The following is a 17,088-nucleotide window of genomic DNA, read 5'->3' as shown; positions in this document are numbered from 1 at the left end:
CTTTTGATGTTGCTTTTAAGGTCAAGATCAAAAGATCGCAGCCTGCGGCAGCTCCTACAGTGGAGTTAAGGCCATGCTACTCCATAGGTTTGGAGGATGGCGTCAAAAAGCCTTGTCGAAGGTGATTTTCGGTTCTTTCCACGGCCCCTTGACGGTGTACTTCACACTGGCGAAGCGCGCCACACGGTCACCGATCAACTTGTCGATCAGGAACAGCGCCCCACCGATCGCCGGTGCGCCGACGATCAGCGCGGCGATGGGCAGGTTGTTGGTCACTGGCAGGGTCACCAGCAGTTTCGCATCGATCTGATCGGCCACCATATTCAGGGTGCCGTCGAGCTCGATGGTGCTTGATGGACCGGTCAGGCGGATTGGCTCCCGGGTCACGTACACGCCGTTGGTCGCCACCAGCAGGCCCTTGACCCGGTCATAGCTCAGGCCCTTGCCGAACAGGTCGGAGAAGTCCAGGCGCAAGCGGCGACCAATGGAGTTGAAGTTAAGCAGGCCAAATACACGCAACGCCTGGGCACTGCCTTCGACCTCGACAAACTGGCCTTCCTTGAGCGACGCATCGAGGGTACCAGAGAGACGTTTGGTCCCCATCCACGCTGGCGAGCCCGGCCAGCGGGCGTCGACATCCATGTGAAATTCCTGGCTGGTGACGCTCGGCGCATAGCCCCAGCCCTTGAGGACATCCGCCAGGTTCTTGCCGCTGATCCGCCCCTTGTACCAACTGGTGCTGGCACCAGGCGGACCTTCCCATCCGCCGCTGCCTTGCAACAACATGCCCTTGAGGCCCATGTCCAGCGAGTTGAGCGCAATACCCCTGGCCGTCGGACGCACCTTCATCGACCAGGCGCCCACCAGGTCGTTACCCTGATACAACTGATTGATGGTGATATCCAGCGCCGGGATCTTGGTCGGGTCCACCGAGGCCAGGGGGTCCGGCGAGTTTTCGTCGGCCAGGACCTTTGGGTCCGGGGCGGGCAGGCGCACCGTTTGCAGGTTGATCACCATCGGCGCCGCCTTGGCATCAGGGATGCTGGCGCTGCCCTTGACCTGCTGGCTGTCGAGTTGCAGGGCCCACGAGGACGGTTTGCGCGTCAGCTGCACCACTGCCTGATCCAGGGTGGTACCGAAGGCGCTGAGCTTGCCGACCTTGATGTCCGCTCCGCTGAGCAACTGCTTGGCGTTGCCACCGGGGTCTTGGCCGGCATACTTGCTCACCAGATCCTGCCAGGGGCCGACATCCAGTTCCGAGAGCACGCCACGAATGCGCAAACCCTTGGCCCCGGGCAGCGCGGCCGTGCCATTGCCGAGGAACAATTCACCGCGGCCGCCGGCAAAATTGCCGGTGGGTGCAGCAAACGTGAAGCTCGCCAGCTCCCCGTAATTTGCCCAATAGCGCCGCTCCGCTCCTTGCAGGGTCATGCGAAACGAAGTGTCGCGCCCGACATCCGCCGCCAGGCCAAAGGGCGACGGCAGATCGACCGCCACACCCTTTAGACTGGAATTGACCATCAATTGGCTATCGGCACCATCGAGGGTCAGTTGCAGTTGGTATGGGATAACCCCACTCACTGGCAACGGCTGGGTCACGCCCAGCCAGTCCTTGAGTTTCTTGACTTCGACCTGCCCGGAAGCGGTGACCCGGGTGTTGAGCTTGCCTTCACGACCGTCGGCGAAAATTTGCGCAGTGACCGGTTTATCGAAGGCGCGCGCACTGATGTTCTGCCCACTCAAGCCTTTGGTGCTGTCGAAACGGAAGTCACCCTTGAGCTGGGTCAGCTCGAGGGGGGGCTCGGGCAGTTTCAAACGGGCCTTTGCCGTCTTGAAGTCAACCTGGATTTTCGGCTGTTCGCCCTTGGCCAGCGGAATATCCAGCTTCAGCTTGCCTTGCAGATCGCCCTCGCCTTCCCAACCCGCGAAAGTCTCGGCAGTGCCTATTGGCGCTTCCTTGAGGATTTTCAGGCCATCACCCAATCCACCGGCGAACGCGCCATCGAGAAACAGGTGACTGTTTTGTCCGGCGGGCACGTGGGGAATGTTGACGTAGATATCGCGGACCTGGGTGTCGAGCAATTGCCCCTTGCTGGCCAGAATCCGTACGCCGCTGTCTTCAACGAATACGTCACCCGTGACCTTGCTGACATGCGGCCAGCCAGGCTGGAACGCCAGCTCGGCATCGTGGACCTTGAAAAACAGACTGATGCTGCGTGCCGTTTCCTCCGCGCCGTGGTTCAACGAACCTTGGTACTGGAAGAATCCCTGATCCACCGCACCTTTGAGAATCGCCGTGCGCAGCCATTCGTCCAGCGCCGGGCTGAGGACGGTCGGCAGGTATTTGGCGGTGTAGCGACCGTCGCCATCCACCAGCCCCACCCGCAGGTCCATGTAGTCTTCCCGAGCCTCATCGAAAAACAGGCGGATCAGGAAGTCGCCAGCGATCTTGCCTTCCTCGCCCAGTACCTTCAGGTACGGCGCGATCAGCGTGAAACTTTCCTTGTCGAGCTTCCAGGTCAAGGTCGCGTTGGCCTGGATGTATTGCCATGGCTTGGCGAAAATCGGGTCCAGGTGCAGCATGAAATCCTTGCTGTCCATGCGCAACTCGCCATGGCCAAGGTCGCCGCTGATGCTGCCCGTTACATTTCGCGCCGCTGGGGCACCGTGATACGCATCAAAACCGACACGATCAAGGTTGGCTGCGAAGCTGAACCGGCTGTCATCGGTGGCATTGGGCTTCACGTCGATCAGCACGTTGCGCAACCCACCGGTGACCTTGAGCCGCTCGACCACCGTGGCGACCCCTTCCGGCAATGGCGCCAGGGCGTTGAGCACCGGCGTGAGTGGTGTCAGGTCGAGACGGTCGGCCTGCAGATGCCAGATGTTTTGCGTCTTGTCCGAGGACGTGGCCTGCTTCAATTGCAGTCGTGATTCCCAGCGGGTCTCGCCAAGGTTCATGGCCAGGGAGTCAACCGTTACCAGCATGCCCTCGGCGCTGCGCTGAAAATAACCGTTAAGCGCCAGATTGTTGATCTGGATCGGCTTGCGTTCGGCATAGGCCCCCTTGAATTGCGGCGCATTCAACCGCACGGCGCCGCTTTGCAAGGCGCCTTTGCCCCAGGTTGCCCACAGCTCGCCACCTGCCTTGAGTTCGGAGAAATTCCACTGCTGGGTCAGGGTTTCGGGCAACCATTTCGACCAGTCGCTTTGCGGCAAGCTCACATAGACTTGCGCCTCGCCGTCCTGCCACTGGCTGGCACGAATACGGGTACGCACACTCAAGGCCAATGGCTGGCCATCGGGCAGGGTCAAGCGGGCATCGAGTCGTTGGCGGGATGCGCCGGTTTTCAGCGTCGCGCCGACGTACGTCAGGGTCAGCGGCGATTCTCCCCAAGGCTGCAACGTGACCTGGCTGTCGAGCACCGACAGTTGCTGGATCATTTGCATGCGATTGAGTAACTGCTCCGGCTCGAGAGGCTGATCGTCCTTGACCGGCAAGCCTTCCAGCGCCCAGGCACCGTCATCGCCTTGCTTGAGGCTGATCTTCAGGCCATTGAGCTCCAGATTGGCGATGCGCACCTCGCGGGCCAGCAGACTCTCCCACAGGTCCGGGACAGCCCGCACGTTTTCCAGGTGCAGGGCGTTGGCACCCTCGCCTACGGTCACGTCGTGAGCCGACAGAATGGGCGCGAAGCCACTCCAGTTGCCTTTCAGCTCGCCGATTTGCAGGGGCATGCCCAAGGCTTCGCTGGCCTTGGTTTCGACTTCGCCACGGTACTCGGCCACCAACGGCGCCAGTTCCCGGCCCAGGCTGACGTACAACGCCATCACCACCAAAACCAACGCGCACAGGCCCAGACCCCAGCGGGTCAGTGCGGCCAATATGCGTGTCAGACGCTCCATGTCAGGTGGCTCCCATGGCAAAAGTTCTGCAGACAGCTGAGGCCAGCCATTCAGGAAAATTCAGGACGAAGCAGTTCAGAGCAGCACGACGTCGTATTGTTCCTGGGAATACATGGTTTCGACCTGGAACCGAATGGTGCGCCCGATAAATACTTCAAGTTCGGCGACGTTACCCGACTCCTCATCAAGCAGACGATCGACAACTCGCTGGTTCGCCAATACACGATAGCCTTCCGCCTGATAGGCGCGAGCCTCACGCAGGATTTCGCGGAAGATTTCGTAGCAAATGGTTTCCGGGGTTTTCAGCTTGCCACGCCCCTGGCAACTGGTGCACGGCTCGCACAGCACCTGTTCGAGGCTTTCGCGGGTGCGCTTGCGGGTCATCTGCACCAGGCCCAATTCGGTGATGCCGATGATGTTGGTCTTGGCGTGGTCGCGCTCCAGTTGCTTCTCGAGCGTGCGCAGGACCTGGCGCTGGTGTTCTTCATCCTCCATGTCGATGAAGTCGATGATGATGATCCCGCCCAGGTTGCGCAGCCTCAATTGTCGGGCAATGGCGGTTGCCGCTTCGAGGTTGGTCTTGAAGATGGTTTCTTCAAGATTGCGATGCCCGACGAACGCCCCGGTGTTGACGTCGATGGTGCTCATGGCTTCCGCCGGGTCGACCACCAGATAACCGCCGGACTTCAGCGGGACTTTGCGCTCAAGGGCCTTCTGGATTTCATCTTCGACACCGTACAGGTCGAAAATCGGTCGCTCGCCCGGGTAGTGTTCCAGACGATCTGCGATTTCTGGCATCAATTCGGCAACGAACTGCGTGGTTTTCTGGAAAGTTTCTCGGGAATCGATACGAATCTTCTCGATCTTCGGGCTCACCAGGTCGCGCAGCGTGCGCAGCGCCAAGCCGAGATCCTCGTAGATCACACTCGGCGCGCTGATGGTCTTGATCTGCTCGCTGATCTGGTCCCATAACCTGCGCAGGTAGCGGATGTCCATGAGGATTTCATCGGCACCGGCACCTTCGGCCGCCGTGCGCAGGATGAACCCGCCCGCTTCCTTGATGCCTTCCTTGGCCACGCAATCGGTGACCACTTGCTTGAGGCGCTCGCGCTCGGCTTCGTCTTCGATTTTCAGCGAAATACCGACGTGGGCGGTGCGCGGCATGTACACCAGGTAACGTGAAGGAATCGACAGCTGCGTGGTCAGGCGCGCACCTTTGGAGCCGATGGGATCCTTGGTGACTTGCACCACCAGGCTCTGGCCTTCGTGCACCAACGCGCTGATGCTCTCGACGGCCGGACCTTCACGCAAGGAGATTTCGGATGCATGAATGAACGCGGCGCGGTCCAGGCCGATATCGACGAACGCCGCCTGCATGCCGGGCAATACCCGCACGACCTTGCCTTTGTAGATGTTGCCGACGATCCCGCGCTTTTGCGTGCGCTCGACATGAACTTCTTGCAGGACACCGTTTTCGACCACCGCCACGCGCGATTCCATCGGCGTGATGTTGATCAGGATCTCTTCACTCATGGCAGGGTCTCGTTCAGGCATGTTCACAATAATGGCCGGGTACGACGCTTAGCGTGCGTTATTGGGTTGCCAACAGGGTATGCCGAAATGGCCGAGCAGTTGCGCGGTTTCGCACAACGGCAGTCCAACCACCGCCGAGTAACTCCCAGTGAGCCCGGCGACAAACACTGCGCCCAGCCCTTGAATGCCGTAGCCACCGGCCTTGTCCCGAGGTTCGCCGCTGGCCCAGTAGGCCGCCGCCTCATCAGGGCTGATCTCACGAAAACGTACGTGACTGGTGACCACCAACGACTCGCAACGATCAAAATCGAGCAGCGCAATCGCGGTCAGGACCTGATGCTCGCGCCCCGACAACATCTTCAGCATGGCGCATGCGTCGCCTTCATCAACCGGTTTGCCAAGAATTTTTCCATCAAGCACCACGGCGGTATCTGCACCGAGCACGCAGCAGGATGCATCAGACGCGACTGCGCCGCGTCCGGCCTCGGCCTTGCCACGCGCCAGGCGCTCGACATAGGCCGACGGGGATTCATGGGTCAAAGGGGTTTCATCGATATCCGCGCTGATGGCGGTGAACGGCACGCCGATCTGCGTGAGCAGTTCACGCCGACGCGGTGAGCCAGAGGCGAGGTACAACCGTTTCATCAAGACCTCTCCCTGTCTAATGCCCGAACGAATTAATTGATTTTGTAGCGTCGACGCAATCCGCGCAAACCGAAGCTGACCCAGGGCCAGAGCAACGCGCTGACCAGTGCCGGCAATACCAGGGCCAGGGTTGGCTGGCGATTGCCAGTCAGGGCGCTGAGCCATAGTTGCACCAACTGGGCAAGGCCGAAGATCACCAGGATCACCAGGCTCTGCTGCCACATCGGGAACATTCGCAGGCGTTGTTGCAGTGCCAGCACCAGGTAGGTGATGAGCGTCAGGATCAACGCATTCTGGCCCAGCAGCGTGCCGTACAACACGTCCTCGGCCAAGCCCAGGCACCAGGCAGTGACCATCCCGACTTTCTGCGGCAGCGCCAGCGCCCAGAACGCCAGCAGCAAGGCCAACCACAGGGGACGCAGGATCTCCATGAATTGCGGCAACGGCGATACGCTGAGCAACATGCCGACGGCAAATGTCAGCCAGACGATCCAGCCGTTTCGAGAAGCTGTGACACCGACCATTATTCTCGTCCCCCAGTGGTAGCCGGTGCGGAGACAGGCGGTTTGGCAGCAGGCTTGACAGCAGCGGGCTTGACGGCAGCGGGTTGTGCCGCCGGTGGCTTGGCGGGCGCAGTCGTAGTGGGTTTGGCGGCAGGCTTGGCGACAGGCTTGGCCGGGGTCGTGGCCGCCGGAGTAGCCGCTGGCGTCACCGGAACAGCCGGAGCCGCGACTGCTGCCGGTACAACCGCCGGTCTCGGCACGGTCGCCGGAATGATCGGCCCGCCACCCTGCGCATCCAGGCTTTCCTGGGCTTGGGCAGCGTCGTTGGCGCGCTCTTCGGCAGTGCGAGTGTCGCTGAACACCAGCAGCAAATAACGGCTGCGGTTCAAGGCGGCGGTCGGTACGGCGCGAACAATGGCGAACGGCTGGCCGGAGTCGTGGATCACTTCCTTGACCGTCGCCACCGGGTAACCTGCCGGGAAACGCTGACCCAGGCCGGAGCTGACCAACAGGTCGCCTTCCTTGATATCGGCGGTATCGGCCACGTGGCGCAATTCAAGGCGTTCCGGGTTGCCGGTGCCGCTGGCAATGGCGCGCAGGCCGTTGCGGTTGACCTGCACCGGAATGCTGTGGGTGGAATCGGTCAGCAGCAGGACGCGGGAGGTGTAGGGCATCAACTCGACCACCTGGCCCATCAGGCCACGGGCATCGAGCACGGGCTGCCCGAGCACCACGCCGTCGCGCTCACCCTTGTTGATGATGATGCGATGGGTGAACGGGTTGGGGTCCATGCCGATCAACTCAGCCACTTCGACCTTTTCGTTCACCAGTGCCGAAGAGTTGAGCAACTCGCGCAGCCGAACGTTCTGCTCGGTAAGGGAGGCAAGCTTTTGCATGCGCCCCTGCAACAGCAGGTTTTCGCTCTTGAGCTTTTCGTTTTCGGCGATCAGTTCGGTGCGGCTGCCAAACTGGCTGGCCACACCCTGCCATAGCCGCTGCGGCAGGTCGGTGATCCAGTAAGACTGCATCAACACCAGCGACATCTGGCTACGCACTGGCTTGAGCAGTGTGAAGCGGGCATCGACCACCATCAGCGCGACCGACAGCACGACCAGCACCAACAAGCGCACGCCCAGTGAGGGACCCTTGGTGAAAAGCGGTTTAATAAGCCGCTCCTCCCAGGCAAATGTTCTCTTTATTCATACGGCATCAAACCGGCCTGGATGCAGACGACAGAAGATAAACGCGAACAGGCAGCACTGCAAAGTGCCGCCTGCGCGCTCACAGCATAGAGGCGATCCGGCGACTTATTCGCTGGAGAGCAGGTCCATGGTGTGTTTATCCATCATTTCCAATGCACGGCCACCGCCGCGAGCAACGCAGGTCAACGGGTCTTCGGCAACGATCACCGGCAGGCCGGTTTCCTGTGCGAGCAGCTTGTCGAGGTCACGCAGCAAGGCGCCACCACCGGTCAGCACCAGGCCACGCTCGGCGATGTCGGAAGCCAGCTCCGGCGGCGACTGCTCCAGGGCGCTCTTCACGGCCTGAACGATGGTCGCCAGCGACTCTTGCAGCGCTTCGAGCACTTCGTTGGAGTTCAGGGTGAATGCGCGTGGAACGCCTTCGGCCAGGTTGCGGCCACGAACGTCGACTTCGCGAACTTCGCCACCCGGGTAAGCGGTACCGATTTCCTGCTTGATGCGCTCGGCAGTGGACTCACCGATCAGGCTGCCGTAATTGCGACGCACATACGTGATGATCGCTTCGTCGAAACGGTCGCCACCTACCCGTACGGATTCGGCATAGACCACGCCATTGAGCGAGATCAGCGCGATTTCGGTGGTACCGCCACCGATATCCACGACCATCGAACCGCGGGCTTCTTCAACCGGCAAGCCGGCACCGATCGCAGCAGCCATCGGCTCTTCGATCAGGAACACTTCACGGGCACCGGCACCGAGCGCCGATTCACGGATGGCGCGACGTTCAACCTGGGTGGACTTGCATGGAACGCAGATCAGCACACGAGGGCTAGGCTGCAGGAAGCTGTTTTCATGAACCTTGTTGATAAAATACTGCAGCATCTTTTCGCAGACGCTGAAGTCGGCGATCACGCCGTCTTTCATCGGACGAATGGCAGCAATATTGCCCGGCGTACGGCCCAACATGCGCTTCGCTTCGGTGCCGACAGCAACGACACTTTTCTGGTTACCGTGTGTCCGAATGGCCACAACCGATGGCTCATTCAGGACGATACCGCGCTCACGCACGTAAATAAGGGTGTTGGCAGTGCCCAGGTCAATGGAAAGATCGCTGGAAAACATGCCACGCAGTTTCTTGAACATGGGAAAGGGACCCTAGGCAACGCGTGGGTAAAAAAGTGCGGCAAACTCTAACAACGACAGGGATTTTGGGCAAGGCGCCAATATGTTAAATTGGCCGTTTTTCTGTGCACCAAACCCCACAATCGCGGCCATATGACCGTAGAAGTGCGGTAGTGTTCCGACAATCTAACACACGGACGCCGTCCGTCTTGTTTTCCACTGGAGAATCCCAATGGCGCTTGAACGCTCCGACGTGGAAAAAATCGCTCATCTGGCCTGCCTTGGCCTTAATGATGCCGATCTTCCACACATCACTTCGGCCCTCAACAGCATTCTCGGGTTGGTCGACGAAATGCAGGCGGTGAATACCGATGGTATCGAGCCGCTCGCCCACCCACTGGAAGCCAGCCAGCGCCTGCGTGCAGACGTCGTGACCGAGAGCAACAATCGCGAGGCCTACCAGTCCATCGCACCAGCGGTCGAAAACGGCCTGTACCTGGTTCCGAAAGTCATCGACTAAAGGGAAAGAGCCTGCAATGCATCAATTGACTCTGGCCGAGATCGCCCGCGGACTCGCCGATAAAAAGTTTTCCTCCGAAGAGCTGACCAAAGTCCTGCTGGCGCGCATCGCCCAGCTCGACCCACAGCTCAACAGTTTCATCAGCCTCACCGAAGACCTGGCGCTCACGCAGGCAAAAGCCGCCGACGCACGCCGGGCCAATGGTGAGAGCGGCGCCCTGCTGGGTGCGCCGATCGCCCACAAGGACCTGTTCTGCACCCAGGGCATCCGCACCAGTTGCGGCTCAAAGATGCTCGACAACTTCAAGGCACCGTACGACGCCACCGTCGTCGCCAAGCTGGCCACTGCCGGGGCCGTGACCCTGGGCAAGACCAACATGGACGAATTCGCCATGGGCTCGGCCAACGAGTCGAGCTACTACGGTGCGGTGAAAAACCCGTGGAACCTGGAATACGTGCCGGGCGGTTCCTCCGGCGGCTCCGCTGCTGCAGTGGCTGCTCGCCTGCTACCTGCCGCCACGGGCACCGACACCGGCGGTTCGATCCGCCAGCCAGCGGCGCTGACCAACCTCACTGGCCTGAAGCCGACGTACGGTCGCGTATCGCGTTGGGGCATGATCGCCTACGCCTCCAGCCTTGATCAGGGTGGCCCGTTGGCGCGCACTGCCGAAGACTGCGCAATTTTGTTGCAAGGTATGGCCGGCTTCGATCCGAACGACTCCACCAGCATCGACGAACCCGTGCCGGACTACAGCGCCAGCCTCAACGGCTCGCTGCAAGGCCTGCGCATCGGCGTGCCGAAAGAGTATTTCAGCGCCGGACTCGACCCGCGCATCGCCGATTTGGTGATGGCCAGCGTCGAAGAGCTGAAAAAACTCGGTGCCGTGATCAAGGAAATCAGCCTGCCAAACATGCAGCACGCGATTCCTGCGTACTACGTGATCGCCCCGGCGGAAGCCTCTTCCAACCTGTCGCGTTTCGATGGCGTGCGCTTCGGCTATCGCTGCGAAGACCCGAAAAACCTGGAAGACCTGTACAAGCGCTCCCGTGGCGAAGGTTTCGGCACAGAAGTGCAGCGCCGCATCATGGTCGGTGCCTATGCCCTGTCTGCCGGCTACTACGACGCCTACTACCTGAAGGCGCAGAAGATCCGTCGCCTGATCAAGAACGACTTCATGGCGGCCTTCAACGAGGTCGACATCATTCTCGGCCCAACCACGCCAAACCCGGCCTGGAAACTCGGCGCCAAGAACAGCGACCCGGTCGCTGCCTACCTGGAAGACGTCTACACCATCACCGCCAACCTCGCCGGCCTGCCAGGCCTGTCGATGCCGGCCGGTTTTGTCGATGGCCTGCCAGTGGGCGTGCAACTGCTCGCCCCGTATTTCCAGGAAGGTCGCCTGTTGAACGTTGCCCACCAGTATCAGTTGAACACTGACTGGCACACCCGCACCCCAACCGGCTTCTGAGGAGACACACATGCAATGGGAAGTCGTGATCGGGCTGGAGATTCACACCCAGCTCACCACCCGGTCGAAAATCTTTTCCGGTAGTTCCACCACCTTCGGTTCCGAGCCGAACACCCAGGCCAGCCTTATCGACCTGGGCATGCCTGGCGTACTGCCGGTGCTGAACCAGGAAGCGGTGCGCATGGCGGTGATGTTCGGCCTGGCGATTGACGCCGAGATCGGCCAGCACAACGTGTTCGCCCGCAAGAACTACTTCTACCCGGACCTGCCCAAGGGCTACCAGATCAGCCAGATGGAGTTGCCGATCGTCGGCAAGGGCCACCTGGACATCGCCCTGGAAGACGGCACGGTCAAACGTGTCGGCATCACCCGCGCGCACCTGGAAGAAGACGCCGGCAAGAGCCTGCACGAAGAGTTCAACGGTGCCACCGGCATCGACCTGAACCGCGCGGGCACGCCACTGTTGGAGATCGTCTCCGAGCCAGACATGCGCAGCGCCAAGGAAGCCGTGGCTTACGTCAAGGCGATCCACGCACTGGTGCGTTACCTGGGCATCTGCGACGGCAACATGGCCGAAGGCTCGCTGCGTTGCGACTGCAACGTATCGATCCGTCCAAAGGGCCAGGTCGAGTTCGGTACGCGCTGCGAGATCAAGAACGTCAACTCGTTCCGCTTCATCGAGAAGGCGATCAACAGCGAAATCCAGCGTCAGATCGAGCTGATCGAAGACGGCGGCAAGGTGATCCAGCAGACTCGCCTTTACGATCCGAACAAGGACGAAACCCGTCCGATGCGCAGCAAGGAGGAAGCCAACGACTACCGTTACTTCCCCGATCCGGACCTGCTGCCTGTCGTGATCGAGAACTCGTTCCTCGAAGACGTACGCGCCACCCTGCCCGAATTGCCACCGCAGAAACGCGAGCGCTTCCAGGAGCAATTCGGTCTGTCGGTCTATGACGCCAGCGTGCTGGCCACCAGCCGCGAACAAGCCGACTACTTCGAGAAGGTCGCGAGCATCGGCGGCGACGCCAAGCTGGCGGCCAACTGGGTCATGGTTGAACTGGGCAGCCTGCTCAACAAGCAAGGCCTGGATATCGAGCAGTCGCCGGTTTCGGCCGAGCAACTGGGCGGCATGCTGCTGCGCATCAAGGACAACACCATCTCCGGCAAGATCGCCAAGGTGGTGTTCGAAGCCATGGCCAACGGCGAAGGCAGCGCAGACGAGATCATCGAAAAGCGCGGCCTCAAGCAAGTGACCGACACCGGCGCGATCTCGGCGGTGCTGGACGAAATGCTCGCGGCCAATGCCGAGCAGGTCGAGCAATACCGCGCGGCAGACGAAGCCAAGCGCGGCAAGATGTTCGGCTTCTTCGTCGGCCAGGCCATGAAGGCATCCAAAGGCAAGGCCAACCCGCAACAGGTCAACGAACTGCTGAAAAGCAAGCTCGAAGGCTAACCGGAATGGAGCCAGCTCTAAAATCTGGCTCCATTTTACTGTGGGAGCGAGCCTGCTCGCGAATGGGGTTTGGCACTCAACACAAAGTTGACTGTCAGATTGGCATTCGCGAGCAGGTCGGATCGCCGCACCGTCGCTCCCACTTTTGTTTCGGGAAAACTTCTATGAAGCGCCTACTTGGACTTTGCGCCCTGCTCTCCCTGCTCGCTGGCTGCGCCAGCACCGACACCGTCGACCCGCACGGCTACGACAAAACCGGCGTTGCCTCCTATTACGGCGCCAAACACCAAGGCAAACGCACCGCCAGTGGCGAGCGTTTCGACAAGAATTCCCTGACCGCCGCCCATCGCCAGCTACCCTTCGGTACACGGGTGAAGGTCACCAACCTGAACAACAACAGATCCTGCGTAGTGCGCATCAATGATCGTGGACCGCACACCCGTGGCCGCCTGATTGATTTGTCCCATGAAGCCGCCGAACGACTGGGCATGCTCAAGAACGGCACCGCGCGGGTTCGCGTGCAAGCCCTCGACTGACCGACGGAGCCCCGACCATTTTCGGACTAGCCGATTTACCCCTGATCAGCGTGATTGAATTGCTCAGCGGGCTGGCGTTGCTGATCGCCGGCGCCGAAGTGATGGTGCGCGCTGCCGTGCGCCTGGCAGCACGCCTGCATGTACGCCCACTGATTATCGGCCTGACCATCGTCGCCCTCGGCAGCAGCGCACCGCAGATGGCGGTCAGCCTGCAAGCCACCCTGGCGCACAACGCCGACATTGCCGTGGGCAGTGTGATCGGCAGCAGCATTTTCAACATCCTCGTCACCCTCGGATTGTCGGCGCTGATCATCCCGTTGCGGGTGTCACGTCAACTGGTGCGCCTGGATATTCCCCTGATGATCGGCGCCAGCCTGCTGGTGTTCGTACTCGCCTGGAATGAAGAACTGACCCGTGCCGATGGCGTGATGCTGTTGACGGCCCTGGCGATGTACTTGGGCTTGTTGTTGCGCCAGTCACGGCATTCGGCGCGCCCGGTTTCGAGCCATGAGCACAACGGCCAGGCGCCATGGCTGAGTAGCCTGCTGATGATTATCGCCGGGCTGGCGATGCTGGTGTACGCCGGGCACCTGCTGTTGGGGGCTGCCGTTGCGGTCGCCACCGATCTTGGGCTGTCGGAGCGGATCATTGGCCTGACCATCGTCGCTGTCAGCACATCACTGCCTGAGCTCGCCACTTCGTTGATCGCCGCAATGCGCGGCGAGCGTGATATTGCCGTGGGCAACGTGATTGGCAGCAATTTGTTCAACCTCCTGGGCGTGCTGGGCCTGACCGCGCTAGTCGCGCCAGCGCCGCTGTCGGTATCGCCAAACGCCCTGGATTTCGACCTGCCGGTGATGCTTGGCGTCGCGGCGCTATGCCTGCCGGTGTTCTATTCCGGTTACCGCGTGACCCGCGCCGAAGGCCTGCTGTTCCTGGGCTTGTACCTGGCTTACGGACTGCACGTGGTGTCGTTCACCACCGGTATGCCGCTGGCTGGCAAGCTTGAACACCTGATGCTGTTTTTCGTCCTGCCAGCGCTGGTGGCGTTCTTGTTGTTCACGTCATTGCGCGCCTGGCGTCGCCAACACCATAAGAGGGAATTGCCATGACAGAGAACAAGAAAACCGGCGTTGAAGTACGTCGCCAAGTGATGGGCGACACCTTTGTCGACCGCGCACTGGGCAACGCTACCGAGTTCACCCAGCCGCTGCAGGATTTCGTCAACGAACATGCCTGGGGTGGAGTCTGGAATCGCGAAGGCCTGCCCTTGAAAACCCGCAGCCTGATCACGCTCGCAGCGCTGACGGCGCTGAAGTGCCCGCAGGAATTGAAAGGCCACGTGCGCGGCGCGCTGAACAACGGCTGCACCGTGGAAGAGATACGCGAAGCGCTACTGCATTGCGCGGTGTATGCCGGTGTGCCAGCGGCGATCGATGCGTTTCGGGCGGCGCAGGACGTTATCGATAGCTACCAGAAGCCGGAATAATTCCGCCGCATCTGTAGGAGCTGCCGCAGGCTGCGATCTTTTGATTTTCAGATCCACCCACCCCACTGCAACAAAAAGATCCCGACATTGGTGGTCACCGCCGCCATCAGCGTGGTGATCACGATGATCGCCGCCGCCAGTTCATGATTGCCATTCGCTGCCCGGGCCATGACGAAACTGGCGGCGGCGGTCGGGCTACCGAAGTACAGGAATAGAATCCCCAGCTCCGCACCGCGAAAGCCCCAGAGCCACGCGCCCAGCGTTGCCAGGATTGGCAGGCCAAGCATTTTCACCAGGCTCGAGCTGAGGGCCATCGAGCCACTTTTTCGCATCGCCGCCAGCGACAGCGTGCCGCCGATGCAAATCAACGCCAACGGCAAGGTGGTTTGCGCCAGATACTGGCCGGACGTCTCCAGCCATCCCGGCAAGCTGATCTTGAAGTAGGCAAAGGGCGCGGCCGCAATCACGCTGATGATCAGCGGATTGCTGAAAACGCTTTTGCAAATGCTCCACGGATCAGACTTGATCACCGGGCTGTACACCGCCAGCACAATGGTCGAGAGCGTGTTGTAGAACAGGATCACCAGCGCCGCCAGGATCGCCCCGAGGGAAATGCCGTAGTCGCCGTACATGCTCGCGGCCAGTGCCAGGCCAATCACCCCGTTGTTACCGCGAAAAGCGCCCTGGGTGTAGATCCCCCGGTCTTCGCGCGGGCACCTGAAAATGGCCCAGCCCCAGGCAATGGCAAAGCACACCAGGGTCGCGAGGGAGAAGTAGATCAGCAGCGCCGGTTGCAATGCGGCGTGCAAGTCGGCATGCAGGATGCCCAGAAACAGCAGCGCCGGCATGGTGACGTTGAACACCAGGGACGAGGCGGTGTGAATGAAGTTGTCGTTGATCCAGTCGATGCGCTTGAGCAACACTCCCAGAAACAGCATGGCGAACACCGGTGCGGTGATGTTCAGGGTTTCGAGGAAAATTGCCAGCATGCCGGGGAGGACCTTGAGGTGGGCGTCGTTAGGAGGCTAATGATAAGCCACTGAGGACTCCGGCGCCTGCTAGATCGCCTTCGCGAGCAGGCTCGCTCCCACTGGAATACATTCCACTGTGGGAGCGAGCCTGCTCGCGAAGAACGATAATGCGGTCTCAGGTAATCGGCGCCGGGTTGAACAACGTGATGTCGTTATGCAGCTTGTGTTTTTCAGCCCACGTCTGTTGCTTGCCGCTGGCCACATCCAGGTAGTAGTGGAACAACTCCCAGCCCAGTTCCTCGATGGAGGCACGTCCGGTGGCAATCCGCCCGGCGTCGATGTCGATCAGGTCCGGCCAGCGCTGCGCCAGTTCGGTCCGGGTCGATACCTTCACCACCGGCGCCATGGCCAGCCCGTAAGGCGTACCGCGCCCGGTGGTAAACACGTGCAGGTTCATCCCCGCCGCCAACTGCAACGTGCCGCAGACAAAGTCACTGGCCGGGGTCGCGCAGAAGATCAGGCCTTTTTCCTTGAACCGTTCGCCTGGGCCGAGCACACCGGTGATAGCACTGCTGCCGGACTTGACGATCGAACCCAGGGACTTCTCGACAATGTTCGACAAACCGCCCTTCTTGTTTCCCGGCGTGGTGTTGGCGCTACGGTCCGCTTCGCCCTTGGCCAGGTAACGGTCGTACCAGTCCATTTCCCGTACCAGTTCCTGAGCAACTTCTTTGGTTTGCGCACGGGAGGTCAGCAGGTAGATCGCATCGCGCACTTCGGTGACTTCGGAAAACATCACCGTCGCCCCCGCGCGCAACAACAGGTCCGAGGCATAGCCCAGCGCCGGGTTGGCGGTGATCCCGGAAAACGCATCACTGCCACCGCACTGCATGCCCAGTATCAGATCGGACGCGGGCACGGTTTCCCGGCGGCGTTGATCGAGCTTCTTCAAACGGGTTTCAGCCAGCTCCATGATCTGCTCGATCATCTCGGTAAAACCGTGACTGGAATCCTGCAGGCGATACAACCATGGCTCGCTCAGATCCACCGAGGCATCGCCCTCGTGCATCACCTGCCCGGCCTGCAATTTTTCACAACCCAGGCTGATCACCAGCGCTTCGCCACCCAGGTTCGGGTTGCGCGCCAGGTTACGCACAGTGCGAATCGGGATGTAGGCGTCGGTGGCGGTGATCGCCACGCCACAGCCATAGCTATGGGTCAGCGCCACCACGTCATCGACGTGCGGGTACTTGGGCAGCAGTTCTTCCTTGATGCGCTTGACTGCGTGATCCAGCACGCCGGTGACGCATTGCACCGTCGTGGTGATGCCCAGAATGTTGCGCGTGCCGACGGTGCCGTCGGCGTTGCGGTAACCCTCGAAGGTGAAGCCTTCAAGCGGTGCCTGCGCGGCCGGCACCTCGGTGGACAGCGGCAGGCTGTCCAGCGGCGGCGCGGTCGGCATGCGCAGTTGATCTTCCTTGACCCAACTGCCACGGGGAATCGGCTGCAGGGCGTAGCCGATGACCTGCCCGTAACGAATCACCTGGCCACCCTCGGGAATGTCTTCCAGGGTGACCTTGTGGCTCTGTGGCACGAAGTCGACGGTGACCAGGCCATCGGAAAACTCGGTGCCGGCCGGCACCCCCTGGTCATTGACCACGATCACCACGTTGTCCCGCTCGTGCAGGCGGATGTAGCGCGGCGAATCGGAATGTTCAATCAACTGCATGACGCCGC

Annotated in this window: 14 protein-coding genes; 6 read left to right on the top strand and 8 right to left on the bottom strand. The window is 60.9% G+C overall.

The window, feature by feature from the left end:
- Positions 1-102: 102 nt before the first annotated feature.
- The 6 genes from QLG10_RS26195 to mreB all read right to left on the bottom strand — a co-directional run bounded on the left by QLG10_RS26195 (position 103) and on the right by mreB (position 8,932).
- Positions 103-3,906, bottom strand: a complete 3,804-nt coding sequence (locus QLG10_RS26195) for a YhdP family protein (RefSeq protein WP_282488274.1) — start codon at positions 3,904-3,906, stop codon at positions 103-105.
- Positions 3,907-3,981: 75 nt separating this feature from the next.
- Positions 3,982-5,439 carry a ribonuclease G gene (gene rng, locus QLG10_RS26190; protein WP_110746812.1) on the bottom strand — a complete coding sequence of 486 codons (1,458 nt, stop codon included), beginning with the start codon at positions 5,437-5,439 and terminating at the stop codon, positions 3,982-3,984.
- Between the two features lie 48 nt (positions 5,440-5,487).
- A complete protein-coding gene (locus tag QLG10_RS26185) occupies positions 5,488-6,084 on the bottom strand; it encodes a Maf family protein (RefSeq protein ID WP_110746810.1) in 597 nt (198 codons plus the stop codon).
- A gap of 32 nt (positions 6,085-6,116) precedes the next feature.
- Positions 6,117-6,608 (bottom strand): rod shape-determining protein MreD, encoded by a 492-nt coding sequence (gene mreD, locus QLG10_RS26180; RefSeq protein ID WP_008054347.1) that lies wholly within the window; start codon positions 6,606-6,608, stop codon positions 6,117-6,119.
- Positions 6,608-7,753, bottom strand: a complete 1,146-nt coding sequence (mreC, locus tag QLG10_RS26175) for a rod shape-determining protein MreC (RefSeq protein ID WP_110746808.1) — start codon at positions 7,751-7,753, stop codon at positions 6,608-6,610. Before mreC ends, mreD begins: the two co-directional genes overlap by 1 nt.
- Positions 7,754-7,894: 141 nt before the next feature.
- On the bottom strand, positions 7,895-8,932 hold the full coding sequence (mreB, locus tag QLG10_RS26170) for a rod shape-determining protein MreB (RefSeq protein WP_002555108.1): 1,038 nt from the start codon (positions 8,930-8,932) through the stop codon (positions 7,895-7,897).
- A 211-nt stretch (positions 8,933-9,143) separates the two neighbouring features.
- Between mreB and gatC the strand changes: the two genes are divergently transcribed.
- From gatC to QLG10_RS26140, 6 genes are all read left to right on the top strand, one after another.
- A complete protein-coding gene (gene gatC, locus QLG10_RS26165; RefSeq protein ID WP_008054345.1) occupies positions 9,144-9,431 on the top strand; it encodes an Asp-tRNA(Asn)/Glu-tRNA(Gln) amidotransferase subunit GatC in 288 nt (95 codons plus the stop codon).
- A gap of 16 nt (positions 9,432-9,447) precedes the next feature.
- Positions 9,448-10,899, top strand: a complete 1,452-nt coding sequence (gene gatA, locus QLG10_RS26160; RefSeq protein WP_110746806.1) for an Asp-tRNA(Asn)/Glu-tRNA(Gln) amidotransferase subunit GatA — start codon at positions 9,448-9,450, stop codon at positions 10,897-10,899.
- A 10-nt stretch (positions 10,900-10,909) separates the two neighbouring features.
- A complete protein-coding gene (gene gatB, locus QLG10_RS26155) occupies positions 10,910-12,355 on the top strand; it encodes an Asp-tRNA(Asn)/Glu-tRNA(Gln) amidotransferase subunit GatB (protein ID WP_110746805.1) in 1,446 nt (481 codons plus the stop codon).
- 164 nt (positions 12,356-12,519) lie between these two features.
- Positions 12,520-12,891, top strand: a complete 372-nt coding sequence (locus tag QLG10_RS26150; protein WP_110746803.1) for a septal ring lytic transglycosylase RlpA family protein — start codon at positions 12,520-12,522, stop codon at positions 12,889-12,891.
- Positions 12,892-12,941: 50 nt separating this feature from the next.
- Positions 12,942-14,003: a calcium/sodium antiporter gene (locus QLG10_RS26145; protein WP_110746801.1), complete on the top strand. Its 1,062-nt coding sequence runs from the start codon at positions 12,942-12,944 to the stop codon at positions 14,001-14,003.
- A complete protein-coding gene (locus tag QLG10_RS26140) occupies positions 14,000-14,380 on the top strand; it encodes a carboxymuconolactone decarboxylase family protein (RefSeq protein ID WP_110746799.1) in 381 nt (126 codons plus the stop codon). Before QLG10_RS26145 ends, QLG10_RS26140 begins: the two co-directional genes overlap by 4 nt.
- Positions 14,381-14,427: 47 nt before the next feature.
- Here QLG10_RS26140 and QLG10_RS26135 read toward each other — a convergent pair whose 3' ends face one another.
- A complete protein-coding gene (locus QLG10_RS26135; protein WP_110746797.1) occupies positions 14,428-15,369 on the bottom strand; it encodes an AEC family transporter in 942 nt (313 codons plus the stop codon).
- Positions 15,370-15,526: 157 nt separating this feature from the next.
- Entirely contained in the window at positions 15,527-17,080 is a 1,554-nt protein-coding gene (gene garD, locus QLG10_RS26130) for a galactarate dehydratase (protein ID WP_282488273.1), read from the bottom strand.
- Between the last annotated feature and the right edge of the window lie 8 nt (positions 17,081-17,088).

Origin of the sequence: Pseudomonas sp. V98_8, from assembly GCF_029967975.1 — a bacterium.
GTDB lineage: Bacteria > Pseudomonadota > Gammaproteobacteria > Pseudomonadales > Pseudomonadaceae > Aquipseudomonas > Aquipseudomonas umsongensis.
Note: the sequence above shows the minus strand (reverse complement) of the source record. Positions and strands in the feature narration are given on the sequence as shown.